Origin of the sequence: Polaromonas sp. A23 (assembly GCF_002001015.1) — a bacterium.
Classification (GTDB): domain Bacteria; phylum Pseudomonadota; class Gammaproteobacteria; order Burkholderiales; family Burkholderiaceae_C; genus Polaromonas.
Map to the genome: position 1 here is coordinate 148,758 of NZ_MUNO01000026.1, position 25,354 is coordinate 174,111.

Here is a 25,354-nt window from a genome sequence, read left to right on the forward strand (position 1 = left end):
AGCGTCCGCTATCGAGAATTCGTAAATCCAAGGACATCCATGAGACTGATTTTGTTGGGCGCGCCGGGCGCGGGCAAGGGTACGCAGGCGACCTTCATCTGCCAGAAGTACGGCATCCCCCAAATTTCCACAGGCGACATGCTGCGCGCTGCCGTCAAGGCCGGCACGCCCCTGGGCATGGAAGCAAAAAAAATCATGGACTCCGGCGCGCTGGTCAGCGACGACCTGATCATCAACCTGGTGAAGGACCGCATTGTCCAGCCCGACTGCGCCAAGGGTTTTCTCTTCGACGGTTTTCCGCGCACCATTCCGCAGGCCGATGCGATGAAAGCAGCCGGCGTGAAGCTGGACTATGTGCTGGAGATCGACGTGCCTTTCGAAGCCATCATCGACCGCATGAGCGGTCGTCGCTCGCATCCCGCGTCAGGCCGTACTTATCACGTCAAATTCAATCCTCCCAAAGTGGAAGGCAAAGACGACGTGACGGGTGAACCGCTGATTCAGCGTGAAGACGACAAGGAAGAAACAGTGCGCAAACGGCTTGAGGTGTACAGCGCGCAAACCCGGCCTCTGGTGGACTATTACTCCAGCTGGGCAAAGGCTGAATCCCATCTTGCCCCCAAATACCGCGCCATCAGCGGCATGGGCGGCGTGGACGACATCACCTCGCGGGCTTTTGAAGCTTTGTCCAGCTGAGCATTGCTCGCTGTAGAAAAAAAGCCGTCGAAAGACGGCTTTTTTGCTGGCGCCCTGTACACGCTCCCAATCCACCTCAGCTTGGGCTGGACCGCGGGCCATCAATCCACAGGTGGGATTTCAGCGCAGCGAACACGCGTCAGCCCATTAGCTGCAGCATCAGGTCCACCCGGGCTTTGACAGGCGTCAGGCCCTGCGAGTCCGGAAGAAGGTCACCGGCACCGGGTATTACCCGGCCCTCGAAGCAGCGCGTCGCGCGCACCACCCGCACGCCCGCAGCCTGCGCCAGCTGCAAAGCAGCCTCCAGCTCATGGTGCAGTGTCCCGTTGCCCGTCGCCGCCACGACCAGGCCCTGTACACCGTCTGCGACCAGGGCGCTCGTCACCGCAGCACCGGCCCCCGCGTAGTTCATGACAATTTCCACCCTGGGCCAAGCCAAGGCCGCCTCTTGATTCGCTATAAATTTAATAGCTACTGGCGCCCGGGGAATAACGGCTTCAGGCCAATTTCTTGTTAAGCGCAAGCGCCCTTCCTCGATATATCCGATCGGCCCGGCATCGCCTGAGCTGAATGCATCGAGCCGGTAGGTATGGACCTTCTGCACATCCCGCGCGCCATGAATGACACCGGCACAAACAGCCAACACGCCTCGGGCACCGGGAAACGCGGCAACGGCCGACGCGTCCAGCATGTTCTGCGGGCCGTCGGGCACCAGGGCGGTGGCCGGTCGCATGGCACAGGTCAGTACCACAGGTTTGTCCGGGTTCAGCAAGGCATGCAGAAACCAGGCGGTTTCCTCCAGCGTGTCGGTACCGTGCGTGATCACTATCCCCTGAACCTCAGCTTGCGCCAGGAAATGGCTGACACGCGCAGCCAGCTTCGCCCAGACCGCAAAACTCATGTCCTTGCTGTCAACCTGCGCCACCTGCTCTGTCACCAACCCGAAGGGACTGTCCCTCAGGGAAGGGATGGCAGCCACCAGCTGTTCAATACCGACCTGTGCCGCGGTGTAACCCGTATGGTCCGACGCACTGTCGGCGGTACCGGCAATTGTTCCGCCTGTACCCAGAATCACGATCTTTTTCTTCGTCATATGTTTTCGCACTTGCATTCTTTGAAAAACTGGATGAAAATACAGCTACTGGATATTAAAACAGCTCGCCAACTCTTCATTCCTCCGTACCGGACTATCGAATTCATCTGTTTTTTGCTAGGACCCCCGCCATGAACAGCTTCAACGATTCTCCCGAAATGCCCAAACTCACCGCCCGTCAGCAACAAATCCTTGAGCTGATCCAAAGCGCCATTGCTCGCACCGGTGCGCCGCCCACCCGGGCTGAAATCGCCAACGAGCTCGGGTTCAAGTCAGCCAATGCGGCCGAAGAACACCTGCAGGCCCTTGCGCGCAAAGGCGTGATCGAGCTGGTCAGCGGCACCTCGCGAGGCATCCGCCTGCGTAGCGACACCCTGCGTTCCATTAACGAGTCACGCATCAAACAGTTTTCCCTGCCGTTGCAAAGCCTGGCCCAACTCGCCCTGCCTCTGGTGGGGCGGGTTGCTGCTGGCAGCCCCATTCTCGCGCAGGAGCACGTTGACCATACCTACTATTTTGAAAGCAGCCTGTTCCAGCGCCAGCCTGACTACCTGCTCAAGGTGCGCGGCATGAGCATGCGCGATGCCGGCATCATGGATGGCGATTTGCTGGCCGTGCAGCAGACCAAGGAAGCCAAGAACGGGCAAATTGTGGTGGCGCGCCTGGGCGATGAGGTCACCGTCAAACGTTTTCGCCGCAACAAGAACACTATCGAGTTGCTGCCTGAAAATCCCGATTTCAAAGTCATTGTGGTCGAACCCGGCGAAGCCTTTGAAATTGAAGGCCTTGCAGTTGGCCTGATCCGAAACACCATGCTGATGTAACCCCTTCGGGGCAACCTCTTCGGGCGCCCATTTTTTCTGCGCAACAGGTGGCGGGCGTTTGGTCATAGGTACCAACACCCTGGTGCGACAGATATTCGGTTTGCAATCCTGCCTGTGTTTATCTCTACTCCAGGAGTTTTCATGGGAATCGCCGTTTTTTCACGTTCACCAGTCTTTTCGGTCTTGCTCTCGCCACTGCAGGCTCTGGCCTCGTTCCTGCGGCCCACGCCATCCACCCACCCAGTGCCAGACTTTATGAAAGCATCACGTCACCCGGGCGCAGCCGAAACGCAGCTCGATGCGAAAAAGCCGGTTCCCGGCACTCGCCCGCTCAATACCATGGGGAAAAAGCCGTGCCATACGGTGGCCAAGGCCGCGTCATCGCGCCGGCTCAAAGTCGTTCGCGAATTCGAAGCCGGAATCAGCTCCTCCTGCGCCGGGCGTATGGTCATCTCAGGCCGCATGGCTGATGTTTGTGCCGAGCTTGACCGCATGGCGCAGCGGGAAACTGCCCAAGCCATCTGACAGCCCAACGGCCCACAAGGCCACCCGAAAGCGGCTACCGCAAGCAGCATCCACCGCGCGCTCCGCGGCGGTGGCGTCTTTAGAGTCCGTTGCCGCCGTGGCCAACGCGTCCCTGGTTCCGTGTGACAACAGAACTTGCAGGCACAATATCGACCATGAATATTGTGATCCTCGACGACTATCAGGATGCGGTTCGCAAGCTTCCCTGCGCCGCCAAACTCGACGAATACCAGGCCAAGGTCTACACCAATACCGTCAAAGGCATTGGCCAGCTTTCGGTTCGGCTCAAGGATGCCGACGTGATCGTTCTCATTCGCGAACGAACGCAACTGCAGCGCCAATTGATCGAGAAACTTCCCAAGCTCAAGATGATTGCGCAGACTGGCCGCGTAGGCAGCCATGTCGATGTCGTTGCCTGCACCGAACGCGGCATTGTTGTTGCCGAAGGGGTTGGATCACCAACGGCACCGGCAGAACTGACCTGGGCACTGATCATGGCGGCCACACGCCGTATTCCGCACTATGTGTCGCATCTCAAACATGGCGCCTGGCAGCAGGCAGGCCTGAAAAACGCCTCGATGCCGGCCAACTTCGGCATCGGTTCGGTACTCAAGGGAAAAACCCTGGGCATCTGGAGCTACGGCAAGATTGGCCAGATCGTCGCCGGGTACGGCCGGGCTTTCGGCATGCGTGTGCTGGTCTGGGGCAGCCAGGCCTCACGTGCCAGAGCTCAGGCCGAGGGGTATGAGGTGGCCTTGTCAAAGACCGAGTTTTTCGAAGACAGCGACGTGCTCAGCCTGCACCTGCGGCTGCACGATGACACCCGGGGGGCGGTGACGCTGGACGACCTGCTGCGAATGAAGCCTACGTCCATACTGGTCAACACATCCCGCGCCGAGTTGATCGAGCCCGAGGCGCTGATTGCCGGGCTGAACCGCGGTCGCCCGGGGCTGGCGGCTGTCGATGTATTTGAGTCAGAGCCCATCCTGCAGGGCCACGCGTTACTGCGTCTGGAAAACTGTATCTGTACCCCACATATCGGTTATGTGGAACAGGAAAGCTACGAGCTTTATTTTGGTTCGGCCTTTGACAACGTCGTCAATTTCATCAAGGGAACGCCAACCAATATCGTCAACCCCGGGGCATTGCAAGTGCGGCGCTGATGAACGTTGTGCCCAGCGCACAAACACCATTATTTTTTGGGCTTGCCGCCCTCCGGTCGCGACGACAGGCTGGATATCTCGAAATCAATCAGGTTGAATTCACCGAAATCCTCTGCCGGTGAATGCGACGGAGCCGCTCTCGCCACAATGGGTACGGCTCCGCGCGCAGGGACGGCAACAAACGACTTTTCCGTTTCAAGCGCACCGAGGTCAATGTCCACACCACGCTGGGACAAGGTGTTTTGCAAAGCGGCCGCACGGCTGTCGCCCCTTTTGGCTGGGGAAGACTGAACGCTCGGCGCGACGGCAGTTTCAGGAGCCGGCAATTCGCGGCCTGCTCCTCCAGTTTCCAGAGGCGGCAAGGAAGGCAAATCGAAGTCAAGCAAGCTTGAGTTGGCTACGGAATGAGTCTGAACGATTTCCTTGGCAATGCCGTAAAGAAAGAGCAGCTCGCGATAGGCCTCCAGCCCAAATACCTCCGTCTGGTCGCCAGGCTCGCGAAACACCGCCTCCTCGATCACTTCAAGCACTTTCGGGCTCGGCCACATGGACACAATCCGGGCCAATGCCGCCTCATGGACCTCCAGCCCCAAACTGACCTCGGTGTACGTGTCGAACGGTGGGATTTCGGCATTAAAAAGCCGACTGAATTCCACGCGCAAGCCGTCGAACTCGGTCCGGCACTTCAACTGGTGATACAGATTGAACAGATCCAGGTAAACGAGTGCGCTGGTGAGGGAGTCTTCTGAAATGTGGTTGCGCAGAACCGCAACGGCCTGCTCATGCTGGCCAATCGAGACAAAAAATTCTGCCTGATGCTGAACATCAAATAGCTCTTCGGCTTTGACTGCTCGCGGTACGTGAGGCATGCTCAGCGCAAAGTCTGTGTGGCCGCGCCGGGACGACGGCGGCATGAAGCTGGAGGCAGGCTTCGGTGTAACCCGCGATGGCCTGGACGCCAGCTCTGCGCCCGCGTTTCCGTCTGGTGGCATTGAATAGAGCAGATCCGAATCAATCGGAACGCTGTCCCTGCCAACATCGGCGTTACCGCCCAATGCACTGGCAAACCAGTGCATTTCAGAAGCCTTTTTCCTGCGCCACCAAGGAGCGGCGCGCTCAGAGGTCGCCCGGCGCCAGAAGAAGAAACCGGAAATCAGCAGCACCAGCACGGCGAGCAATCCTCCAATCCACCACCGCGCATCGCGCTGCTGTAGTTGCAGCTGAACCTGGAGGTCGGCCAAGGCAAGCTGGTTTTTTTTGCTTTCGGAGTTCAGCCGCTTCAAATCGGCTTCGATTGAACTTATTTTTTCCGCGTCCTTAAGCACATCCTCAGGCTCAGCCATCAACGCCTTCCACAAGGCAGCAGCCATTGCGCGCTGACTGGCGCTGGCTTCAGGCAAGCTCGAAAGCTCACTGGAAGCCTTGAGCTGAGGCGATGTCTCTAGCGTGAGATCCAGAGGTTCCAGTTTGAGCCGCGCAACGGGTTTCGCAGCAGGGCGGGCTGGTGAGCTGCGGGTTGTCGCCCTGACGGCATCGTGGCTTCGAACCGCCGCCAGCTGGGCCCGGCCGGGCACAGGACGCGCGCCAGGGGAAGAGCCCATCAAGGAACTATCGGGAGCCGGTAGCTCTATGGTGGTCTTTCCGCGGGGTGGGTCAGCCTGTTCAGCAGGCGTGCCCAGCAGTCGGGACACAGGATCAGCGAGCAACACATAGCGTCTTTCGACGCTTCGGGTACATCCAGCACGCACCTGCACGGTCACCACCGGTTCATCTACCGCGACGTTTGTCCGGATGCGGATCAGGGCTTCCTGGCCAGAAGGCGTCTTTTCAAGGGAAACACTAACACGGGAGTTTTCCAACCGGCTATCAGCGTAAAAAACATCGGCACTGACGCACGATTCAGTGGAAGCTTCCGAGCCGTCCAGCGCAAGCCCGACGGAGATAGCCAACGGACGCCCCAGCAACGCTGCACCCTGGCTGCGCCCAAGGGAAACGGCGACGGCGCTTGATGCTGCTGCCCAGAATATTGCTGCTATGAGCAGTCGCAAGAAGGTCACTGAAACAAGAAAAAAGTATACATATTACATTTTGACACACAACGACAAATCCCCTGGGCGCAGGAGTGAATAGGCAATAGATTGGGCAGGCTGAAGAAGCCTCAGAAAGGTCAGTTCGGCTGGTTATGCCACCGAAGGGGAGACGGTGGTTAGAAACTCAGGAGCGAGACTTGTCGAAATCATCGGGCCGATAGCCCGTATCGTAGTCGTCGAAGTCCACCAGGGAGTCAAGTCCCGTTGGGGTTCCGGTATGGGACGTGCCGGAAGACCTGGGCAACGGCGCAGCGGTCCTCCCGCTTTCTTTTTGCCGCGCTGTATGAAGCAGCTCTGCGAGGCTGGAAGCGGTTCCGGCGCGCTCGGAATCCCTTCCTGAATCATGTGCCGTTGAAGGGTCCCGGCTGCGCTCCCTCCTGCTCGAGCTGCCCTCTGAAAACTGGGTCAAATCGATATCCACCCCGAGGCGCGGTGACGATCTCGGTTGCATTGCCAATTCAGGCCATTGCGTCTCCCCGCTTCCGGTGTATCCCGATTCCAGCTCGATGATTTCCCGAACCACGGCATACAAAAGCAGTAATTCCCGGTATTCCTCCAACGCAAGCACTTCTGTGGCATTTCCGGGCTCCCTGAATAGTGCATCCTCAATGATTTTGAAGACTTCCCTGCCTGGCCAGGCAGCTTGGATCCGCAATAACACCCCCGCGTAAACCGGTCCGCCAGATGCGGCTGGCGCATAACGGGCAAAAGGCCCAATTCGCGTATTGAACACTCGATTGAAGTCATCGCGCAGGTCCTCGTAGTCCTGCTCCTTGCCGGTTTGGTGATACAGGTCGAGCAGATCCAGATAAACCAAGGCGCTGGTCTTGACGTTGCCCACCAGATGCTCGCGAAGCAGCTCAATGGCCTTGGCCTGTTGTTTCAGCGAACTGAAAAACTCCACCTCCTGTTGAAGATCGAACAGTTCCGGAACCTTCACTGTCCGCGGCACAAAGGGCACGCTCACGGAGAAACGGGGGCGATCACGCGGCGGCAGAGGGGGGACCGATTCGGAAGGGGGGGATGACCGGGATACACGCCTCAGCTCATCAAAAAGCGATTCGTTGACCCTGCCATCCAGGGAAGGCCCGGCGTCAGCCAGAGGCATAAGCGTGGATGGTCCACCATCCGGGCCCAAACCAGCCGGCAGCGGGGCAAACGCAGAAGAAGGTTCGCGTGCAACCGAACGCATGTATCCCAGGAAAAACACGACCGCAAACACAATCAACACCAATGCAGCCAAGCCATACATCGGCACCTTGCCATAGCGCCCGCCTTCGACTTTTTCAAGCTGGACCTTGCTCTCGGCCAACGCAGACTGGCTCTTCTGCAGGTTGTCGCGCATCTGGCGAAGCTCATTTTCCAGAGCGAGGACTTTCTCCGTACCGGGCTCGGTCGAGGCAGGGGTTGAAGTCCCACCAGCAGAAAGTGCCTGAGCGTCTGGGGCTACGGAGCGCGATTTGGTCGCCGCAAGCACGACATAACGCCGCGCAGTTTTCTGCACGCATCCCGCGCGCAGATGCACCGTAACCACAGGCCCCTCAACGGGTGCCGCTGCCCGGACATGAATCATCCAGTCCTGGGCATTCGCTGCCTTCTCAGTTGTGACCTTGACATCAGTCTTGCCCAGCATCTTCTCCGCGTAGAAGACATCAGCCTCCAGGCACAAGGATTGGGGATTGTCACCCGCTTCGAGCATCACCTGCATGGACAGGTCCAACGGCTGGCCAAGAACGGCCGAGCGGGTGTTGGGACCCAACGTGACAGCGGACGAACTCACCACACATAGCCACAAGCACCCCAGCAGAAGGCGGCGGATCTTGCGCAGATGTAGAAAAGTATTCACTTGGATGATTTTGGCATGATCAACCTCAAGGGTAAGGCACATACCGGGGATTTTGAGATGAAAAAGAGACACGGCATGCTTCGCAAGTCCCCCAGGCAGGTTCATTCAATCCCTATAGCAGCCTGCGTCCCGGATGGATAACGCCGAAACAAGTCTACCCCCAGCCCAGGGCATCCGCAAACACCCGGACCACCCGCAACGCCCGGGGCAACCACGGTCATCGGTGCAGCCTGCTGGATAATCAGGCTCCATGAAACTACTCTACAACACAGTCGGCGTAATCGGGACCGGGGCCATGGGCCAGGGAATTGCACAAATTGCAGCTCAAGCGGGCAGCACGGTCAAGCTCTTCGATACGCAGGCAGGTGCCACTGACAGGGCACGCGACGCCCTGGCAGCCCAATGGGACAAGCTAGTGGCTAAAGGCCGGCTCGACGCCGCACAAGCCGCCAATTACAAAGCGCGCCTGCTCCGTGCCGATGCCCTGAATGACCTGGCGGGGTGCGACCTTGTTATCGAAGCTGTTGTAGAACGTTTGGATGTGAAGAAGTCACTCTTTTCATCCCTCGAGAGTGTTGTTTCCGAGCAAACCGTCCTGGCAAGCAATACGTCCTCACTGTCGGTGACTGCCATCGCTGGCGGGCTCAAGCATCCGGGGCGCTTCGCGGGTTTTCATTTTTTCAACCCGGTCCCGCTCATGAAAGTGGTCGAGGTGATTGCAGGCCTGAAGACCGCAACCGCCACCAGCACGGCCCTGGCCGAATATGCGCGGCAGATGGGCCACACGCCCGTCCACGCCCAAGACACGCCCGGTTTTATCGTCAACCACGCTGGGCGCGCCTACGGTACCGAGGCTTTGCGAATCGTCAGCGAGGGCATCGCCGACTTTGCCACCATAGACCGCATTCTCAAGGACCAGGCCGGCTTCAAGCTGGGTCCCTTCGAGCTGATGGACCTGACGGCCCTGGATGTGTCGCACCCGGTGATGGAGTCGGTTTACCACCAGTATTACGAGGAGCCACGCTACCGTCCCAGTGTCATCACCGCGCAGCGCCTGGCAGGCGGCATGTTGGGCCGCAAAACCGGCGAGGGGTTCTACCGTTATGTTGAAGGGGTCGCACAGACGTCGGCTGAGCTTCCTGTACCCACGGTGGCAGAAATACCCCCCGTCTGGGTGTCGCCGCGTGCTGCCCGCCGCTCAGAACTTCTGCAGCTGCTGAAAAACCTCGGGGCAAGCATCGAAACCGGTGCTTCACCATCGATGAACGCACTTGTGCTCGTCGCGCCACTGGGTTTTGACATCACCACCGTCGCAGTGGTCGAGCGCCTTGACCCTGCACGCACGATTGGCATTGACATGCTCATCGACGACGCAGCGACAAAGCGCCGCGTGCTGGCCACCAACCCCGCTACCCGCAGCGATATGCGCGACGCCGCGCATGCGCTTTTTGCACGCGACGGCAAAGCCGTGAGCGTGATCCGCGACAGCGGCGGCTTTGTCACCCAGCGCGTGGTGGCTACCATCGTCAATATTGCCAGCGACATCTGTCAGCAGGGCATCTGCAGCCCCAAAGACCTGGAAACCGCAGTTACCCTGGGTTTGGGCTACCCCCTGGGCCCACTGGCCATGGGCGACCGTTATGGCCCCACCAACATCCTGGAAGTGCTATTCAACATGCAGACCGTGTATGGCGACCCGCGCTACCGCCCTTCTCCGTGGCTGCGTCGCCGCGGTGCCATCGGCCTGAGCCTCCTACATCAGGAAGAGTGAATCAAACCCAAAGGCTGCAATTTTCAGACTCCCGCCGGCGGGGCCGCGGAACTGGCTTTGCCAGGCCGCAGGCGCCGCCCCTCGAGGGGGAAGGTGCTACACGAAGTGAGCATCCGACGGGGGTCAACATTTTTGAAAGAACTAACATGGCAGGCGCACTGAAAAGCACCAGCGACGGCAGCACCCTGGTGTTGACCCTGAGCAATCCCGAGTTCAAGAACGCCCTCGGGCCGGAGATCTATGCCCAGGGTGTGGAAGCGCTTAACGCCGCCGAAAACAACCCTGACATCCGCAGTGTGGTCATCACCGGCGAAGGTGCCAACTTTTGCGCCGGGGGCAACCTGCGTCGTTTGCAGGGCAACCGGGAGTTGTCGACCGACGTCCAGGCCCAGAGCATCAATGGCCTGCACAGCTGGATTGATTCGATACGCACTTTTCCGAAACCGGTGATTGCAGCGGTCGAGGGCGCCGCTGCCGGTGCCGGTTTCTCGCTGGCATTGGCCTGCGATTTCGTGGTCGCGGCCGAGAATGCCGTGTTTGTGATGGCCTACAGCGGCGTGGCCCTGTCGCCGGACGGCGGCGGCAGTTGGTCCCTCAGCCGCGCCCTGCCCCGCGCCTTGGTCACTGAACTGCTCATGTGCGGCGAACGCATAGGCACACCGCGACTGCATGCGCTGGGCCTGGTGAACCGCAGTGTCATTGCCGGTGACGCGCTCAATGAAGCGCTGAAGCTGGCCGATACGCTCAATGCCCGCGCGCCCAGCGCGCTGGCCAGCATCAAGGAACTCATCAACGACGCTCAGGTGAATACCCTGAGCCAGCAAATGGATGCCGAGCGTGCGCATTTCGTACGCAATCTGCACCATCCCAATGGCGGCGAAGGTATTGCCGCTTTTCTTGAAAAGCGCACGCCGCGCTATAGCTAAGTAACGCCTCTCCATCTGGCTCCCCAGCGCAGCGCGTGAGCGAGGGCCATGATGGCCACGGACACCGAGGCGACAGGTGGAGGTCCGTCCCGCCGTCACTGGCGCGACAATAGCAGTCTTGTGAGTCACTCAAAAGACAGGCTATGGACGATCCCATTCTTACGATAGACGAAAGAGAGGCCATCAATGGTGGCCGCTGGTTTTCATCCCTATCCCCCTCACTCAGGCACGACATACTTCGATGCGCTTACGTCCAACGTTTCAAGGACGGCGAACTGATCGCCGCCCGCGGCGATCCGCCAGAACAATGGATCGCCTGCGCCAAGGGAGCGGTGCGTGTGAGTTCGACCTCGATTTCGGGCAAGCAGATCACGCTGACCTATGTGGAGCCCGGCATCTGGTTTGGCGATGTGGCGATCTTCGACGGCGACCGGCGCACGCACGACGCCTATGCGCATGGCGAGACCACCATCCTGTGTGTGGCCAAGGCAGATTTCAAGAAAATCCTGGCCGCCCATGTGGAGCTGTACGAAGCCATGCTGCGGCTGCACGCGCGCCGCATCCGCCAGCTTTACGGCCTGGTGGAAGACCTCAACACCCTGCCCTTGCGGGCGCGGCTTGCCAAGCAGTTGCTGCACCTGGTGCGCAGCTATGGCGTGAGCAGCCTGAGCGACGGCCGCGAAGTGCGCATCGGGCTGCAGCTGGCGCAGGAAGAGCTGGCGCAATTGCTGGGCGCCTCGCGCCAGCGGGTGAACCAGGAGCTCAAGGCCATGGAGCGCGAGGATGCGATTCGCATCGAACCGGGTGGCCTGGTCGTGCGCAACCGCGAAGCACTGATGCGCATCTCCGAAGCGGACCTGGAAAAATAAACCAATGAGCAACTTTGACCATTTCCTGGGCACGCGGGAGGTTTCGGCACAGCATGCCTTTGACATCGTCGCACTCAGTGCCTACCTGCAGAAACACTTACCCGGTTTCCAGGGCCCGCTCAGCGTGGAAATGTTCAAAGGTGGCCAGTCCAACCCAACCTACAAGCTGATCACGCCGGCCAGGGCTTACGTCATGCGCGCCAAGCCGGGCCCGGTCGCCAAACTGCTGCCCTCGGCTCACGCTGTAGAACGCGAGTTCAAGGTCATGACGGGCCTGCAGGGCACCGACGTGCCGGTGGCCAAAATGTATTGCCTGTGCGAGGACGAAGCGGTGATCGGGCGCGCCTTCTACGTCATGGAATTCGTCGAAGGCCGCGTGCTGTGGGACCAGGCCTTGCCCGGCATGACCAACACACAACGCGCAGAAATTTATGGCGAGATGAACCGCGTGATCGCCGCACTGCACAAAGTGAAGTTCGCCGAGCGTGGCCTGGCCGACTACGGCAAACCCGGCAATTATTTTGAGCGCCAGATTGGCCGATGGAGCAAGCAGTACACCGCCTCTATCACCCAGCCTATTGCAGAGATGGATGCGCTGATGAAGTGGCTGCCCGAGAACATTCCGGCGAGCGCGCGCGATGAAAGCATGGTGTCCATCGTGCACGGCGACTTCCGCCTGGACAACCTCATGTTTCACCCGACCGAGCCGCGTGTGCTGGCCGTCCTGGATTGGGAGCTTTCCACATTGGGCCATCCGCTGGCCGATTTCAGCTACCACTGCATGGCCTGGCACATTCCGCCGGGCGCCTTTCGCGGCATTGGCGGGCTCGACGTTGCCAGCCTGGGCATTCCGACCGAAGCAGACTACATCCGCCTGTATTGCGAGCGCACCGGCTTTGCCAGCCCCGATCTGATCAAGGCCGACTGGAATTTTTACCTCGCCTACAACCTGTTCAGGCTCGCCGCCATTTTGCAGGGCATTGCCAAACGCGTGGAAGCAGGCACAGCCGCCAGTGCCCAGGCCGTCGCCTCGTCCAAAGGCGCACCTGCGCTGGCACGCATGGCCTGGGACTTTGCAAAAAAAAGCAACTCCGGCCACCAGCGCGGTTAAAGAAAACGTTTACCCAGGAGTCAAGCCAATGGAATTCAACTACACCCCCAAGGTACAGGAACTGCAGGCCCGCCTGCTCAAGTTCATGGACCAGCATATCTACCCGAACGAGGCACGTTTCTTTCGGGAGATTGCCGAAAACCGCGCCAAGGGCAACGCCTGGATTCCGACAACCCTCATTGAAGAGCTCAAACCCAAAGCCCGTGCCGCAGGCCTGTGGAACCTGTTTTTGCCCCATTCCTCACGGGCACCCGAAGGCCTGTCCAATCTCGAATACGCGCCGCTCTGCGAAATCATGGGCCGCGTGGTGTTTGCCTCCGAGGTATTCAACTGCTCTGCGCCCGATACAGGCAACATGGAAACTATCGAGCGTTATGGCTCCGAGGCCAACAAGGACCGCTGGCTCGCACCCCTGCTCAAGGGCGAAATCCGCTCCGCCTTCCTGATGACCGAGCCCGAAGTGGCTTCGTCCGACGCCACCAACATCCAGTGCCGAATCGAGCGCGACGGCGACGACTACGTGATCAACGGCCTGAAATGGTGGTCGTCGGGCGCGGGCGACCCACGCTGCTCGATCTACATCGTCATGGGCAAAACCAACCCCGAGGCCGGCCGCCACGAGCAACAGTCCATGATTCTGGTGCCGGCCAATGCGCCCGGGATTACCGTGATTCGCCCTCTGAGCGTTTTCGGCTACGACGACGCACCGCATGGCCATATGGAAGTACGCCTGACCAATGTGCGCGTGCCTGCAAGCAACTTGCTGCTTGGCGAAGGCCGCGGCTTCGAAATTGCGCAAGGCCGCCTCGGCCCCGGACGCATCCACCACTGCATGCGCAGCATAGGCATCGCCGAGCGCGCGCTGGAGCTGATGTGCAAGCGCCTGAACACCCGCGTCGCTTTTGGCAAGCCCATCGCGACTCAGTCGGTCTGGCATGAACGTATTGCCGAAGCACGCTGCATGATTGACCAGGCGCGCCTGCTGACGCTCAAGGCCGCTTACATGATGGACACGGTTGGCAACAAAGTCGCCAAGGCTGAAATCGCGATGATCAAGGTGGTGGCGCCCAACATGGCCTGCCAGATCATCGACTGGGCCATTCAGGCCCACGGCGGTGGCGGTGTGTCAGACGACTTTCCCCTGGCCTATGCCTACGCGCACCAGCGCACCCTGCGCCTGGCCGACGGCCCGGACGAAGTGCACCGCGCTTCGCTGGCCAAACTGGAACTTGCAAAACACCTGGCCATGCCGGGCGAAGTCGAAATGCCGATCACCCGCGGTAGTTGACAAGAAAAACCGGGCACCGGTCAGCTATAAAAACAATAGCTGCTAACGCCCGTATCCATTGGGCCCAAGCCCTATTTTACTTGAGTCAGAGGGGAATATCAGTCGACAGGCCTGCCAGCGCTGCCTCGCAGGCACTGGTGTAAGTGATGGCAGCGTGCTGAAGCGTTGCAATATCGCCGGGGACGTACTGCATGCGCAGATACGCCTTGCCGCGCAACAGCATCAGGATGAACGGGGTTTGCGCATCCGGGCCGGGTTTGGGCCAGTGCAGCAACATTTCCGCCAGATTGTTGTCCACCCATGCCAGCGCGTTGTCACGCCGGTCGGCCAGCACCGTGTAACGCTCCCAGAATTCCGGCACCAGGCTGCTCCAGCCGAACTCCTCGTACATGGCCAGCCAGCGCATTTCTTCGGGCAGGCTCGGGTCCGCCGTGGTTTGCAGGGTGTCGGTGTAAATCGCGTAGGCGCGCTTTTCGAGCGTCTCCTTCAGCGGCCGGTTCATGATCAGCACCGCGGCATCTTCATTAATCCCCAGCGCCGCCCGGGCACGCAGTTCCTCGCCCCGGATGTAGTCACGTGACGCTGAGCCACTTTCCAGCTTCCAGGGCTTGCCCCGCACCTTGCCGGTCAGCACAAGCCCCTGCCCCGAGCTCTGGGATGAATAACTGAACCCCTGCGTTCCCGCCCATTCGGACACGGCATCAGCACGCGCGGCCATCTCGGGAAGCGAAGCTCCCGGCGAAAAGACCTTTTTCAGACGCTTAAACATGTTTCCGGTTTTTCTCTTAAAGTGCTTCAGAACCTGTGATTAACAGGGTCCGCGCCATCATAGTTCCAAAGGTTCTATTCATGCTTACAGTTTATTCCTGGCCCACACCCAACGGCCACAAGGTCCACGTCATGCTCGAGGAATGCGGGCTTCAACTCGGCCGTGACTGGGAGGCGGTTCCAGTCAACATCGGCGCCGGCGACCAGTTCAAACCAGAGTTTCTGGCGATCAGTCCCAACAACAAGATTCCGGCAATGGTGGACCCCCACGGTCCGGACGGCAAGCCCATCGCCCTCTTTGAATCCGGCGCCATCCTGCTGTACCTGGCGGCCAAAACTGGCCAGTTTCTGCCCCAAACGGACCGGCTCAAATTCCAGGTCCTGCAGTGGCTGATGTTCCAGATGGGCGGGGTCGGGCCGATGATTGGCCAGACCCATCACTTTCGCCAGTACGCGCCGGAAAAGATCGAATACGCCATCAACCGCTATACCAACGAAACCAGGCGGCTTTACGGTGTGATGAACAAGCAATTGGAAAGCAGCAGGTTTATGGCCTGCGACGAATACACGATTGCCGACATCGCCATCTTCCCCTGGCTGCGCAACTGGGAAAACCACGGCATTGACTGGGCTGATTACCCATACCTCAAGAAATGGTTTAACCTGATCGCCGCCCGCCCCGCGGTACAGCGCGGTGTCAAGGTACTGGCCGACCTGCGCCGCCCCATCACCGACGACAAGGCGCGCGACATTCTCTTCGGTAAAACGCAGTACCAGAAACGCTGAATTGGACCTGCCAGCCACTGAAGCCAAGTAAATAATTCAGCAAGGCTGGCAGCAGGTAGCCGGTTCGGGCTATAATCTTGGACTTGTCGGAGTGTGGCGCAGTCTGGTAGCGCACCTGGTTTGGGACCAGGGGGTCCAAGGTTCGAATCCTTGTACTCCGACCAAAGAAACATCCCAAAAAAGCTCACTCTGTGGGCTTTTTTCGCATCTGCGTTTACATTCGCCGTATCCGCATTTCTGCCCGTAGCTCAGTTGGATAGAGCATCAGCCTTCTAAGCTGAGGGTCGGGGGTTCGATCCCCTCCGGGCAGACCACTGAACCAAGCCGTTCAGTGCACCACCGTACATGACCGTTCAACTAAAACCGTACAGAATGGCGTTCATCATCGGTGCTGAAAGGATCTCCCATGGCAGTAAAAATCGTCAAACTGGGCACTGCCCGAAGCAGTGGCGAAGGCCTGCGCATAGGCACAGTGCGCCGTCCGCCGCGCGGCGTGCCTAAAACCGAATTTGCGTCGCAGAACTGGTACGACGTCTGGTACCCCAATCTCGCGCCCAGCGTGGAAACCATGAAACTCGGCCAATCGGTGGAAACCGACAAGGAGTGGGTCGCCTTTAGCAAGAAGTACCGCTCTGAAATGGCTGACGCCGACGCCAGCCGAAACCTGGACCTGTTGGCTGCACTCTCACACCAAACCAATTTCGCGATGGGGTGTTATTGCGAGAACGAATCGCGCTGCCACCGTTCGCTGCTGCGGGATTTGCTCAAGGAGCGGGGAGCGGATGTGGCCCCCACGGTTGCTCACTGCGTGTAGCCTGCGGCATCGCCCTGCCCCTTTCACGACGAAAGGGGGCCGCTGCGCCTGCGGTCTGGCAAAGCCAGTCCCGCGGCCCAGGCTTGGTTTAAATCGGACCCCTACAGTTTGACGTACTCGTACTCAACCGCATTGGCATTGATGCCGCGGTCCGGTGGCGCAATCCAGCCGGCCATCTTGCCGGGTTCGGTCACGCGCTGCATCAGGCTGTGGATGAAGGTCTTGTCTTCGTCCGTCGGCAACCACGCGTCCTTTTTGGCGTTGAACTCGGCTTCGCTGAGAGGATTGCCCTGCGGATCGGTGTGCACGCCGGCCCAGGAGCCGACGCTGCGGCGGAAACGTGTGTTCGGCAAGCTCAGCTCGAAATCCACACCGGCGCGTTTGATCGCCATGTTCCAGCGCGTCACGCCGACGTTGCAGTCCTTCACGTATTCCAGCCGCGTGATCTCGTTCATGCCGTTGCGCGTTGAAATCGTTTCGTTCTTCAGCCCGCCCTTCCCGTCCGGCACCTGGATGGTCATTTCGCTTTCGAGTTCGACGTGGTCGGCGAACTTGGCTTCGTCCGGTCGGCCCTTGATGCCGTTGCTGAAGTAATTGGCAGCGTTCGACGAAGCTTCGGAGCCGAACAGGTCCAGCGAGGAGGTGAACCAGAAGTTCATGAATTTCTGGATGGTCGGCAAGTCGATCACGCCGGCCTTGCGCAGGGTGTCGACGTTGTCGGTGTCCAGTTCCTTCATCACTTCCAGCGTGCGCTTGATGACGCGGCCTATGCCGGTTTCGCCGACAAACATGTGATGCGCTTCCTCGGTCAGCATGAAACGTGTGGTGCGGGCCAGCGGATCGAACGCGCTTTCGGCAAAGCTTTTCAACTGGAACTTGCCGTCGCGGTCGGTGAAGTAGGTGAACATGAAAAAGCTCAGCCAGTTGTCCATGGGCTCGTTGAAGGTGCCCAGAATGCGCGGCTTGTCGGCGTCGCCGCTGTGGCGCGTCAGGAGCTCTTCGGCCTCTTCACGGCCGTCGCGGCCGAAGTGCGCGTGCAGCAGGTAAACCATGGCCCACAGATGACGGCCCTCCTCCACATTCACCTGAAACAGGTTGCGCAGGTCATACAAGGAAGGCGCGGTGTGGCCCAGCAGCCGTTGCTGCTCGACAGAGGCCGGCTCGGTATCGCCCTGGGTGACGATCAGGCGGCGAAAAGCGCTGCGGTATTCGCCCGGCACTTCCTGCCAGACGTCCTGGCCCATGTGGTCGCCAAAACCGATCTTGCGGTTTTCTTCCTTGTCCGCCAGAAAGATGCCCCAGCGGTAGTCGGGCATGGGGGTGTAGCCGTAGCTGGCCCAGCCGGAAGCGTCCACACCAACGGCTGTGCGCAGGTAGACCTCTTTCGCATTGAAGTCGCTCGGACCCATTTCGTCCCACCAGCTCATGAAGGCCGGCTGCCAGTGCTCAAGCGCGCGCTGCAGCTGGCGGTTCTCGCCGAGGTTGACGTTGTTGGGAATCAGGGCTTGCAGGTCAATGTTGCTCATGGTGTTTCCTTGGTAGTTTGTCATTGCGGACTCGATCCGCAATCCACGTCACGCGGCCCGCTGGCTGGCGAAGCATGGATGCCGGATCAGATCCGGCATGACAGAAAAATTGATCTTTAAATCCGCTTCCAGTCGAACTTGGCTTTTTTACCTGTTCCAAATAATTTGAGTGCACCGTCCTCACCCACCGCATTCGGGCGAATGAAAATCCAGTTCTGCCAGGCCGAGAGCCTGCCGAAAATCCGCGTTTCCATGGTTTCCTTGCCCGGGAAGCGCAACGAGGCTTCCATGCCGGTCATGGCGTCAGGCGACATGGAGGCGCGCTCTTCGAGCATGATGCGGATCTCGTCTTCCCAGTCGATGTCGTCAGGTGTCAGCGTGACCAAGCCGAACTCCAGCGCCTGGTCGGCGCGCAGTTTGCTGTCACCAAGTTTTTCGAGCTGACCGATGGTGGTGGCGTCTTCATAAAACCGGGTCTGCAGGCGCGTCAGATTGTTCACTGCGGGGAACCAGCCGAAGTTGGCCGGGCTCAGTTGCAGCGTAGGCGCAGCATCGGGCGAATCGGGCAGGTCCAGCATGTAGATGCGGTCGCAGGCCAGCGCCAGTTCGTAAAACGTTCCGGCGAAACACGAGCCGGCATCGACCAGCGCGATCAGCGAGCGGCTGGTCACGTCGATACGGGCCAGCGTGCGGCGCAGCGCGCCGATTGTTTCCTTGACCAGCCAGTGGTCCTTGAGCTTGGCCAGCACTTCGTCCATGCGGATCACCTGGCCGGCGTCGCCCTGCGTCTTGATGACCCAGGTGCCAACTTCAAGCTCGTTGGTGCGCAGGTTCAGGATGGCATCGTCGAGTTCGCGCTGGAGCTTGAGCGGGTACCAGTTGGCGCCTGCAGCTTCAATTGTTTCGGCTGTCGACTCGACGGCAGCAGCCGGCGCTTTGATGGTGATGGTGGCAATGCGTTTCTCGCGGTCCACCTGCGCATCCACCACGCTGTAGTGGTAGCCCTTGTCGTCGATCAGCACTTTCAGCGGCGTGAGTTCAATGCCTTTTGAGGTTGCAGCCCTTGTAGACTGGGCGCGAAGCGCTTCAATTTCTGTAGCAAGAAGTGCACTGAATTGTTGCGGCTTGGCGTAGGCGTCGATCAGTTTCCAGTCTTTGGCGCGGTCAGCGCGCACGCCTTCCGAGGTGGTGGAAAAGATGTCGGCCAGATCGCGGCGCACCTTGCGCTTGTCCGTCACGCGCGTCAGGCCGCCGGTGCCGGGCAACACGCCGAGCAGCGGCACTTCGGGCAGACTCACGGTGCTGGAGCGGTCGTCCACCATCACGATGCGGTCACAGGCGAGAGCCAGCTCGTAGCCACCGCCCGCACAGGCGCCAGTCACAGAAGCAATGGCTTTCAGGCCGTCATGGCGCGAAGAGTCCTCCAGGCCATTGCGGGTCTCATTGGTGAACTTGCAGAAGTTGACCTTCCAGCCGTGGGTGGACAGGCCCAGCATGTAAATGTTGGCGCCCGAGCACCAGATTTTTTCCTTGCCGCTTTCAAACACCACCACCTTGACGGCCGGGTGCTCAAAACGAATGCGGTTAATGGCGTCGTGCAGCTCGATGTCCACGCCGAGGTCGTAGCTGTTGAGCTTGAGCTTGTAGCCTGGCTTGATGCCGCCGTCTTCGTTGATGTCGAGCTTCAGGCGCGCAACGTCGCCCTCCACGCTCAAGGTCCAGTGCTGGTATTTGCTGGGGTGGGTGGCAAAGCTCACGAGCTCGCGCTCCTGGCCCTCAATCACCTGTTTGAAAAGAAGCGGTTCAGTCATCGCGTTCATCGTGGTCTCCTGTATCTTGGTTGGTTTCGGTACTGCGTGGGTGTCGACCACCCTAAGTCATTCCGCGTGTCGATCCCCAGCAAGCTGGGGCCCCTCGCCATGCGCTTCATGACTTGCCTCCTTCATGTGAATTAATCATTGCCCGGTGGCCTGCGCCTGGGCAGGAACGGCGCGTTCCATGTCTTTCAGGCTTTGTTTCAGCGTGCGGGCCGACGTGTCCACTACGGCGTCGGCGCGCGCATACAGCGCTTCACGGCTGGCAAGAATGCGGCGTATGTCTTCCATCGCCTCGTTCGTGGCCCCGCGGGTCGTGTCAAAAGGCCGCATGTCGCCCTGCGCGACCACACGTGCCATGTGTTCCTCCGGGCTGGCCTTGAGCCAGACGCAGTAAAAGCGGCTTTGCAACAGGTCAAAGGTTTCGCGCTCACTGACAATGCTGCCGCCCGTCGTCATGACTACGCCATCGGCGTGGTCCTCGGCAATGCGAAAGAGTGCACGCCGTTCATAGCGGCGATAGCCGGCCTGCCCATGCAACAGCAAAATTTCGTTCATGCTGGTGCCGGCCTCGCGCTCAATCTCGCGGTCGAGTTCGATAAAAGGCACGCCGCGCTCGGTGGCCAGTTTCTGACCCAGCGTAGATTTACCCGCGCCGCGCAGGCCAATCAGTGCAATCCGCTGCTCGCGGCCTGCCGCATCACTCAGACCAAAGGTGCCGCCCAGCAAGGCATACGCCTGATCCAGCTGCGTGTCGTCAAGCCGGCCCAGCAAACCCTGCACACGAGCCAGCGCCGGACGTGGCGCGTCCTGCAGCAATTCAAGAATCGAGATGTTCAGCGCACGGGCCGCGGCTTCCAGAGAGTTGATCGACACATTGCCCTTGCCGCTTTCCACATCGGCCAGGAAACGCTCGCTCAGGCCCGAATCGCTGGCCAGGGCCTTGCGGGTCATGCCGCGGCGGGCGCGCCAGGCGCGCACCCGGGCGCCCAGTTCGGCCAGGGTGGCTTTTGCTTCAATTTCGGACATGACTTGCATCGAACACCAATTTTTGTGAAAAGTATTTGCGCTATATCAAGATTGCAGTATACTTCACTAAACGCAATCGTCAAGCAGTTTATTGCATCTTTTTTTCACCCTTCGACCAGCCCAGGATGATCGGAACAATATGAAGCTCAAAATTCTTGTAGGCACCATGACCAGCACCGCTGACTACGTAGCTCAGGCCATTCAGATGGACTGCGCTGATCTTGTCAGCGATATCGAGGTGCAGCTGATGGATGGTCTGGAGATCAACGTCTTCGACAACGCCGTCGAAGGAGATGCAATATATCTCATATGTTCATCCACCTATGGCCAGGGCGACGTGCCGGACAACGCGCGCGGGCTGTACGACTCGCTGGACGCCCAGCCGAAATTCCTCGGCCACGTGCGTTACGGCGTGATTGCCCTCGGCGACCGCACCTACCAACAAACCTTTGCTTTCGGCGGCAAGAAGTTCGACGAACGTCTGCAGGGCCTGGGTGCCCAGCGCATCGGCGAGATCTGGTGCCACGATGCCAGCGCCGGTACCCTGCCCGAAACCGAAGGAGCGGCCTGGTGCCGTGAGTGGCTGGCCCTGGTGCTCAGCAGCGCCTCCAATGCCGAGACCGCCTGATTTTTGCTTCAAATAAGGCTCCAGCCCAATAAGTGCGGGCGCGAGCAGCTATAAAAAAGATAGTTAACGGAGACATCCATGCAGTCAAGCCGCGCTGACCATTCGGTGAGCCCACCCTTCGTCGACATTCCTCGCGAGTACAACGCCGCGCACGATCTGCTGGAGCGCAACGCCGGCCGCAGCAGCAAGCTGGCTTTTATTGACGCAGTCAGCGGCACCACGCTGACCTATGGCGAGCTGACAGACCAGTCGCACCGCTTTGCCAACGCCCTGCGTGCCCAGGGCTTTGCACCCGAGAGCCGCATCTTGCTGGCCATGCACGACACCACCGAGTGGCCGGTGGCCTTTCTTGGCTGCATCCTGGCCGGCGTGGTGCCCATCGCGGCCAACACGCTGCTGACCACACCCGATTTCGATTTCATGCTGCGCGACTCACGCGCACAGGGGCTGATTGTTTCGAGCGCCCTCCTGCCCGCGTTTCAACCTCTGTTGAGCCAACTGGCTTTGCGCAGCGTTATCGTCGCCGGCGTGGAAGCTTCAGAGTCAAATACCACCTTAGCCCAATTGATACGGGCGCAAGCAGCTACAAAAAATATAGCAAGCACCTGCGCCGACGAAGCCTGCTTCTGGCTTTATTCCAGCGGCTCAACCGGCACCCCCAAAGGCACGGTGCACCTGCACAGCCACCTGATCCAGACCGCCGAGCTGTATGGCCGCGGCGTTCTGGGCATCCAGGAGTCGGACGTGGTGTATTCCGCTGCCAAGCTGTTTTTTGCCTACGGCCTGGGCAACGGGCTGACTTTTCCAATGAGTGTGGGCGCCACGGCCGTCCTTCTGCCCTCACGGCCAACGCCGGCGGAAGTTTTCAGCATTTTGAAGAAGCACCAGCCCACCATTTTTTACGGCGTGCCAACGCTGTACGCGGCGCTGCTGGCCGACCCGGCGCGTCCACAGAAAGCGGAGCTGAAGCTTCGCGTCTGCACCAGCGCCGGTGAAGCTTTGCCCGCCGAGATCGGCAAAAAATGGACCGCGCATTACTGCTGTGAAATCCTCGATGGCATCGGATCAACCGAGATGCTGCACATCTTCCTGAGCAACCGGCCCGGCCAGGTGCGTTACGGCAGCACCGGCAAGGCCGTGCCCGGTTACGAGCTGCGCATCGTTGGCGACGACGGCAGCGACTGTGGCGTGGGCGAAATCGGCGAGCTGCAGATCAAGGGCCCCAGCGCCGCGCTGATGTACTGGAACAACCGCGAAAAAACCAAAACCACCTTCGCCGGCGAATGGACACGCAGCGGCGACAAATACACAGTCGATGCCGACGGCTACTACACCTACAGCGGCCGCACCGACGACATGCTCAAAGTCGGCGGCATCTACGTTTCTCCTTTCGAAGTGGAAGCGTCGTTGATGACACACCCCGCCGTGCTGGAAGTGGCGGTGATCGGCCTGGCCGACGCCGACCAGCTGATCAAGCCCAAGGCGTTTGTGGTGCTCAAGGCCGGGCAAGCCGCGTCGGCCGATGACCTGAAAGCACACGTCAAGCAGCAACTTGCCCCCTACAAATACCCGCGATGGATCGAGTTTGTGTCCGAGCTGCCCAAAACAGCCACCGGCAAGATCCAGCGCTTCAAATTGCGCTCACCCCGGGCCTGAAGCGACCAAGCTGGCAGGGTAATTGCTTTAGATATAAACAATTTAATCTTCAATCTCGGGTTTTTCACTAGGGTGTTTTCACAGGTGCACCGTTACCATTCGGCATCGCGCGCTTCCTCTCACGTTTCAACCAGGAGTTTTCCATGACCTCACGCCTTCCTTCACGTCGTTTGATCCTGAGCCAGAGTGCAGCCGTCATCGGCGCGGCTTCCACCGGCCTGTTGCTCCCTCAAGTGGTGCGGGCGCAGTCCGGCAAGGTGCGCGTGGGTTTCATGCTGCCCTACACCGGCACCTTTGCGCAGCTCGGCGTGGCGATTGAAAACGGCTTTCGCCTGGCCATTGACCAGCAAGGCGGCAAGCTCGGTGGCCGCGAAATTGAATACTTCAAGGTGGACGATGAGTCCGAGCCGTCCAAAGGTGTTGAAAACGCCAGCAAGCTGGTGCAGCGCGACAAGGTCGATGTGCTGGTTGGCACCGTCCACTCCGGCGTGCAAATGGGTATTCAGAAAGTCGCACGCGACTCCGGCGTGCTCAGCCTGATCCCCAACGCCGGCGTGCATGCCGCCACCCGCGGGCTGTGCGCTCCCAACGTCTTCCGCACGTCCTTCAGCAATTCGCAACCCACCCGCGCATTGGGCCAGGCCATGGTTGCCAAGGGCCACAAGAAAGCCGTCTGGATCACCTGGAAATACGCAGCCGGTGACGAAGCCTTCGAAGGCTTCAAGGAAAGCTACACCAAAGCCGGCGGCACCATCATCAAAGAGCTGGGCCTGCCCTTCCCCAACGTCGAGTTCCAGGCACTGTTGACTGAAATTGCCGCCCTCAAACCCGACGCTGTGGCCTGCTTCTTTGCCGGCGGTGGTGCTGCCAAGTTCATCCGCGACTACGCCGCTGCCGGCCTCAAAGGCAAGATCCCGCTGTACGGTTCCGGCTTCCTGACTGAAGGCGTGCTCGACGCGGCCGGCCCCGCAGCGGACGGCATCATCACCACCATGCACTACAGCGACTCGCTGGACACGCCACGCAACAAGGCTTTCCGCACAGCCTATGCCACAGCCTTCCGTAGTCAGCCCGACGTTTATGCGGTGCAGGGCTACGACACCGGCCTGCTGCTGGTGCAGGGTGCCAACGCCGTCAAGGGTGACCTGAACAGCAAGCCTGCGCTGTACAAAGCCCTGGAGTCAGCCGTGATCGACAGCCCACGCGGCAAGTGGACCATGAGCAAGTCACACAACCCGGTGCAAGACATCTACCTGCGCGTGGTCGAAAACAAGGAAAACAAGGTGCTCGGCGTGGCCGCCAAGGCACTGGCCGATTCCGGTGCCGGCTGCAAGATGGCTTGAACCTAGCCTGGCTAGTCCGGCCAACCTAATGCCCTCCCTACCAGCATGAGCCGCGGAACCGGCTTTGCCGGGCCGCAGGCGGGCGGCCCCCTCGGGGGGCAGGGAGCTACACGCAGTGAGCGACCGTGGGGGCCATTCTGATGCTATCTTCACCCCCATGACTCTCACCACCTACCTTCTTTACCTCGCCGCCGTCGCGCTGCTGATCTTCACACCGGGGCCGACCATGCTGATGTGCATGACAACCTCGCTGAACCATGGGCCGCGCAAGGCCATGACCTCAGTGGCCGGCAGCGTCAGTGCCGTGTTGTGCGTGATGCTGCTGTCTGCACTTGGGCTTGGCGCCTTGCTGGCGGCTTCTGAAACCGCCTTCACGGTGGCCAAGGTGCTGGGCGCGGCTTACCTGATTTACCTGGGTGTCAAAACTTTTCGCAGTGAAGCCGCGGTGTTGCGTGCCGATGCAGGTGTGGCTGAAACGCCGCGCCGCTCGTTCTTCCTGCGCGGCTTTCTGGTCGGTGCGAGCAACCCCAAGGCCGTGCTTTTCTTTGCGGCGTTCTTTCCCCAGTTCCTGAATCCATCGGCGCCCTTCGTGCCGCAGTTCGCCATCCTCGCGCTGACCTTCATGGCGTTCGAGTTCAGTGTTCTGAGCGGCTGCGCTTTGGGTGTTGCCCGCATTGCACCGCTGCTGCGCTCAAATCGCGCCGTGCGATGGTTCAATCGCGTCTCCGGCGGATTGTTTACGCTCATGGGTGGGCTCTTGTTACTGACCCGCAGACAGGCCTGACGCT

The 25,354-nt window shown here is 59.9% G+C and carries 22 protein-coding genes and 2 tRNA genes; 17 read left to right on the top strand and 7 right to left on the bottom strand.

The features are described from left to right. Positions 1 to 39: 39 nt before the first annotated feature. Entirely contained in the window at positions 40 to 696 is a 657-nt protein-coding gene (gene adk / locus B0B52_RS14185; protein WP_077594305.1) for an adenylate kinase, read from the top strand. A gap of 139 nt (positions 697 to 835) precedes the next feature. Here the strand turns inward: adk and B0B52_RS14190 are convergent, their stop codons facing one another. Then, positions 836 to 1,789, bottom strand: a complete 954-nt coding sequence (locus B0B52_RS14190; RefSeq protein ID WP_077594306.1) for an asparaginase — start codon at positions 1,787 to 1,789, stop codon at positions 836 to 838. Positions 1,790 to 1,920: 131 nt separating this feature from the next. Between B0B52_RS14190 and lexA the strand changes: the two genes are divergently transcribed. The 3 genes from lexA (at position 1,921) to B0B52_RS14205 (ending at position 4,301) form a co-directional block, all read left to right on the top strand. After that, the gene (gene lexA / locus B0B52_RS14195) at positions 1,921 to 2,613 is read left to right on the top strand and encodes a transcriptional repressor LexA (RefSeq protein ID WP_077594307.1); all 693 of its coding nucleotides are present in this window, start codon (positions 1,921 to 1,923) and stop codon (positions 2,611 to 2,613) included. Positions 2,614 to 2,754: 141 nt separating this feature from the next. Continuing rightward, positions 2,755 to 3,138, top strand: coding sequence for a hypothetical protein (locus B0B52_RS14200; RefSeq protein WP_077594308.1), 384 nt, complete (start codon positions 2,755 to 2,757; stop codon positions 3,136 to 3,138). Between the two features lie 155 nt (positions 3,139 to 3,293). Further along, positions 3,294 to 4,301 carry a D-2-hydroxyacid dehydrogenase family protein gene (locus tag B0B52_RS14205; protein ID WP_077594309.1) on the top strand — a complete coding sequence of 336 codons (1,008 nt, stop codon included), beginning with the start codon at positions 3,294 to 3,296 and terminating at the stop codon, positions 4,299 to 4,301. A 29-nt stretch (positions 4,302 to 4,330) separates the two neighbouring features. Here B0B52_RS14205 and B0B52_RS14210 read toward each other — a convergent pair whose 3' ends face one another. Continuing rightward, a complete protein-coding gene (locus B0B52_RS14210) occupies positions 4,331 to 5,671 on the bottom strand; it encodes a hypothetical protein (protein WP_217349801.1) in 1,341 nt (446 codons plus the stop codon). Positions 5,672 to 6,515: 844 nt separating this feature from the next. Continuing rightward, positions 6,516 to 8,342, bottom strand: a complete 1,827-nt coding sequence (locus B0B52_RS14215) for a hypothetical protein (protein ID WP_217349802.1) — start codon at positions 8,340 to 8,342, stop codon at positions 6,516 to 6,518. Between the two features lie 145 nt (positions 8,343 to 8,487). Here B0B52_RS14215 and B0B52_RS14220 point away from each other — a divergent pair, with 145 nt between their 5' ends. The 5 genes from B0B52_RS14220 to B0B52_RS14240 all read left to right on the top strand — a co-directional run bounded on the left by B0B52_RS14220 (position 8,488) and on the right by B0B52_RS14240 (position 14,202). Then, positions 8,488 to 10,008: a 3-hydroxyacyl-CoA dehydrogenase gene (locus B0B52_RS14220; RefSeq protein WP_077594312.1), complete on the top strand. Its 1,521-nt coding sequence runs from the start codon at positions 8,488 to 8,490 to the stop codon at positions 10,006 to 10,008. A 146-nt stretch (positions 10,009 to 10,154) separates the two neighbouring features. Then, the gene (locus B0B52_RS14225) at positions 10,155 to 10,934 is read left to right on the top strand and encodes an oxepin-CoA hydrolase, alternative type (protein WP_077594313.1); all 780 of its coding nucleotides are present in this window, start codon (positions 10,155 to 10,157) and stop codon (positions 10,932 to 10,934) included. A gap of 143 nt (positions 10,935 to 11,077) precedes the next feature. Beyond that, complete coding sequence (locus B0B52_RS14230) at positions 11,078 to 11,803, top strand: Crp/Fnr family transcriptional regulator (RefSeq protein WP_077594314.1); 726 nt, start codon at positions 11,078 to 11,080, stop codon at positions 11,801 to 11,803. Positions 11,804 to 11,807: 4 nt separating this feature from the next. Continuing rightward, a complete protein-coding gene (locus B0B52_RS14235; RefSeq protein ID WP_077594315.1) occupies positions 11,808 to 12,914 on the top strand; it encodes a phosphotransferase in 1,107 nt (368 codons plus the stop codon). A gap of 28 nt (positions 12,915 to 12,942) precedes the next feature. Further along, positions 12,943 to 14,202: an acyl-CoA dehydrogenase family protein gene (locus tag B0B52_RS14240; protein WP_077594316.1), complete on the top strand. Its 1,260-nt coding sequence runs from the start codon at positions 12,943 to 12,945 to the stop codon at positions 14,200 to 14,202. A gap of 85 nt (positions 14,203 to 14,287) precedes the next feature. Here the strand turns inward: B0B52_RS14240 and B0B52_RS14245 are convergent, their stop codons facing one another. Next, entirely contained in the window at positions 14,288 to 14,971 is a 684-nt protein-coding gene (locus tag B0B52_RS14245; RefSeq protein ID WP_077594317.1) for a hypothetical protein, read from the bottom strand. An 80-nt stretch (positions 14,972 to 15,051) separates the two neighbouring features. On the opposite strand from B0B52_RS14245, the gene B0B52_RS14250 reads away from it, so the two are divergent. The 4 genes from B0B52_RS14250 (at position 15,052) to B0B52_RS14265 (ending at position 16,570) form a co-directional block, all read left to right on the top strand. Beyond that, positions 15,052 to 15,756 (top strand): glutathione S-transferase N-terminal domain-containing protein, encoded by a 705-nt coding sequence (locus B0B52_RS14250; protein ID WP_077594318.1) that lies wholly within the window; start codon positions 15,052 to 15,054, stop codon positions 15,754 to 15,756. Positions 15,757 to 15,843: 87 nt separating this feature from the next. Continuing rightward, positions 15,844 to 15,920 (top strand) — tRNA-Pro (locus B0B52_RS14255). A 73-nt stretch (positions 15,921 to 15,993) separates the two neighbouring features. Beyond that, positions 15,994 to 16,070: transfer RNA gene (locus B0B52_RS14260), tRNA-Arg, on the top strand. Between the two features lie 92 nt (positions 16,071 to 16,162). Then, entirely contained in the window at positions 16,163 to 16,570 is a 408-nt protein-coding gene (locus tag B0B52_RS14265; RefSeq protein WP_077594319.1) for a DUF488 domain-containing protein, read from the top strand. Between the two features lie 101 nt (positions 16,571 to 16,671). Here the strand turns inward: B0B52_RS14265 and boxB are convergent, their stop codons facing one another. The 3 genes from boxB to B0B52_RS14280 form a co-directional block, all read right to left on the bottom strand. Then, complete coding sequence (gene boxB, locus B0B52_RS14270; RefSeq protein WP_077594320.1) at positions 16,672 to 18,096, bottom strand: benzoyl-CoA 2,3-epoxidase subunit BoxB; 1,425 nt, start codon at positions 18,094 to 18,096, stop codon at positions 16,672 to 16,674. Positions 18,097 to 18,212: 116 nt separating this feature from the next. Further along, positions 18,213 to 19,907 carry a 2,3-epoxybenzoyl-CoA dihydrolase gene (gene boxC, locus B0B52_RS14275; RefSeq protein WP_371327402.1) on the bottom strand — a complete coding sequence of 565 codons (1,695 nt, stop codon included), beginning with the start codon at positions 19,905 to 19,907 and terminating at the stop codon, positions 18,213 to 18,215. A gap of 144 nt (positions 19,908 to 20,051) precedes the next feature. Beyond that, positions 20,052 to 20,939, bottom strand: a complete 888-nt coding sequence (locus tag B0B52_RS14280) for a helix-turn-helix transcriptional regulator (RefSeq protein WP_077594537.1) — start codon at positions 20,937 to 20,939, stop codon at positions 20,052 to 20,054. A 139-nt stretch (positions 20,940 to 21,078) separates the two neighbouring features. Between B0B52_RS14280 and B0B52_RS14285 the strand changes: the two genes are divergently transcribed. From B0B52_RS14285 to B0B52_RS14300, 4 genes are all read left to right on the top strand, one after another. Next, entirely contained in the window at positions 21,079 to 21,567 is a 489-nt protein-coding gene (locus B0B52_RS14285) for a flavodoxin domain-containing protein (protein ID WP_077594322.1), read from the top strand. Positions 21,568 to 21,645: 78 nt separating this feature from the next. Further along, positions 21,646 to 23,223, top strand: a complete 1,578-nt coding sequence (locus B0B52_RS14290) for a benzoate-CoA ligase family protein (RefSeq protein WP_077594323.1) — start codon at positions 21,646 to 21,648, stop codon at positions 23,221 to 23,223. A gap of 143 nt (positions 23,224 to 23,366) precedes the next feature. After that, positions 23,367 to 24,566: an ABC transporter substrate-binding protein gene (locus B0B52_RS14295; RefSeq protein ID WP_077594324.1), complete on the top strand. Its 1,200-nt coding sequence runs from the start codon at positions 23,367 to 23,369 to the stop codon at positions 24,564 to 24,566. A 157-nt stretch (positions 24,567 to 24,723) separates the two neighbouring features. Then, a complete protein-coding gene (locus B0B52_RS14300) occupies positions 24,724 to 25,350 on the top strand; it encodes a LysE family translocator (protein ID WP_077594325.1) in 627 nt (208 codons plus the stop codon). Positions 25,351 to 25,354 lie beyond the last annotated feature (4 nt).

What these genes read in the sequence shown, in the direction of transcription:
- B0B52_RS14295 (WP_077594324.1), top strand. Translation starts at nt 23,367, where the DNA reads ATGACCTCACGCCTTCCTTCACGTCGTTTGATCCTGAGCCAGAGTGCA.
- B0B52_RS14265 (WP_077594319.1), top strand. Translation starts at nt 16,163, where the DNA reads ATGGCAGTAAAAATCGTCAAACTGGGCACTGCCCGAAGCAGTGGCGAA.
- B0B52_RS14250 (WP_077594318.1), top strand. Translation starts at nt 15,052, where the DNA reads ATGCTTACAGTTTATTCCTGGCCCACACCCAACGGCCACAAGGTCCAC.
- B0B52_RS14200 (WP_077594308.1), top strand. Translation starts at nt 2,755, where the DNA reads ATGGGAATCGCCGTTTTTTCACGTTCACCAGTCTTTTCGGTCTTGCTC.
- B0B52_RS14210 (WP_217349801.1), bottom strand. Translation starts at nt 5,671, where the DNA reads ATGGCTGCTGCCTTGTGGAAGGCGTTGATGGCTGAGCCTGAGGATGTG.
- B0B52_RS14230 (WP_077594314.1), top strand. Translation starts at nt 11,078, where the DNA reads ATGGACGATCCCATTCTTACGATAGACGAAAGAGAGGCCATCAATGGT.
- B0B52_RS14245 (WP_077594317.1), bottom strand. Translation starts at nt 14,971, where the DNA reads ATGTTTAAGCGTCTGAAAAAGGTCTTTTCGCCGGGAGCTTCGCTTCCC.
- B0B52_RS14225 (WP_077594313.1), top strand. Translation starts at nt 10,155, where the DNA reads ATGGCAGGCGCACTGAAAAGCACCAGCGACGGCAGCACCCTGGTGTTG.
- B0B52_RS14300 (WP_077594325.1), top strand. Translation starts at nt 24,724, where the DNA reads ATGACTCTCACCACCTACCTTCTTTACCTCGCCGCCGTCGCGCTGCTG.
- adk (WP_077594305.1), top strand. Translation starts at nt 40, where the DNA reads ATGAGACTGATTTTGTTGGGCGCGCCGGGCGCGGGCAAGGGTACGCAG.
- B0B52_RS14240 (WP_077594316.1), top strand. Translation starts at nt 12,943, where the DNA reads ATGGAATTCAACTACACCCCCAAGGTACAGGAACTGCAGGCCCGCCTG.
- boxB (WP_077594320.1), bottom strand. Translation starts at nt 18,096, where the DNA reads ATGAGCAACATTGACCTGCAAGCCCTGATTCCCAACAACGTCAACCTC.
- B0B52_RS14235 (WP_077594315.1), top strand. Translation starts at nt 11,808, where the DNA reads ATGAGCAACTTTGACCATTTCCTGGGCACGCGGGAGGTTTCGGCACAG.
- B0B52_RS14285 (WP_077594322.1), top strand. Translation starts at nt 21,079, where the DNA reads ATGAAGCTCAAAATTCTTGTAGGCACCATGACCAGCACCGCTGACTAC.
- B0B52_RS14205 (WP_077594309.1), top strand. Translation starts at nt 3,294, where the DNA reads ATGAATATTGTGATCCTCGACGACTATCAGGATGCGGTTCGCAAGCTT.
- B0B52_RS14190 (WP_077594306.1), bottom strand. Translation starts at nt 1,789, where the DNA reads ATGACGAAGAAAAAGATCGTGATTCTGGGTACAGGCGGAACAATTGCC.
- B0B52_RS14215 (WP_217349802.1), bottom strand. Translation starts at nt 8,342, where the DNA reads ATGAACCTGCCTGGGGGACTTGCGAAGCATGCCGTGTCTCTTTTTCAT.
- B0B52_RS14290 (WP_077594323.1), top strand. Translation starts at nt 21,646, where the DNA reads ATGCAGTCAAGCCGCGCTGACCATTCGGTGAGCCCACCCTTCGTCGAC.
- boxC (WP_371327402.1), bottom strand. Translation starts at nt 19,907, where the DNA reads ATGACTGAACCGCTTCTTTTCAAACAGGTGATTGAGGGCCAGGAGCGC.
- B0B52_RS14280 (WP_077594537.1), bottom strand. Translation starts at nt 20,939, where the DNA reads ATGTCCGAAATTGAAGCAAAAGCCACCCTGGCCGAACTGGGCGCCCGG.
- B0B52_RS14220 (WP_077594312.1), top strand. Translation starts at nt 8,488, where the DNA reads ATGAAACTACTCTACAACACAGTCGGCGTAATCGGGACCGGGGCCATG.
- lexA (WP_077594307.1), top strand. Translation starts at nt 1,921, where the DNA reads ATGAACAGCTTCAACGATTCTCCCGAAATGCCCAAACTCACCGCCCGT.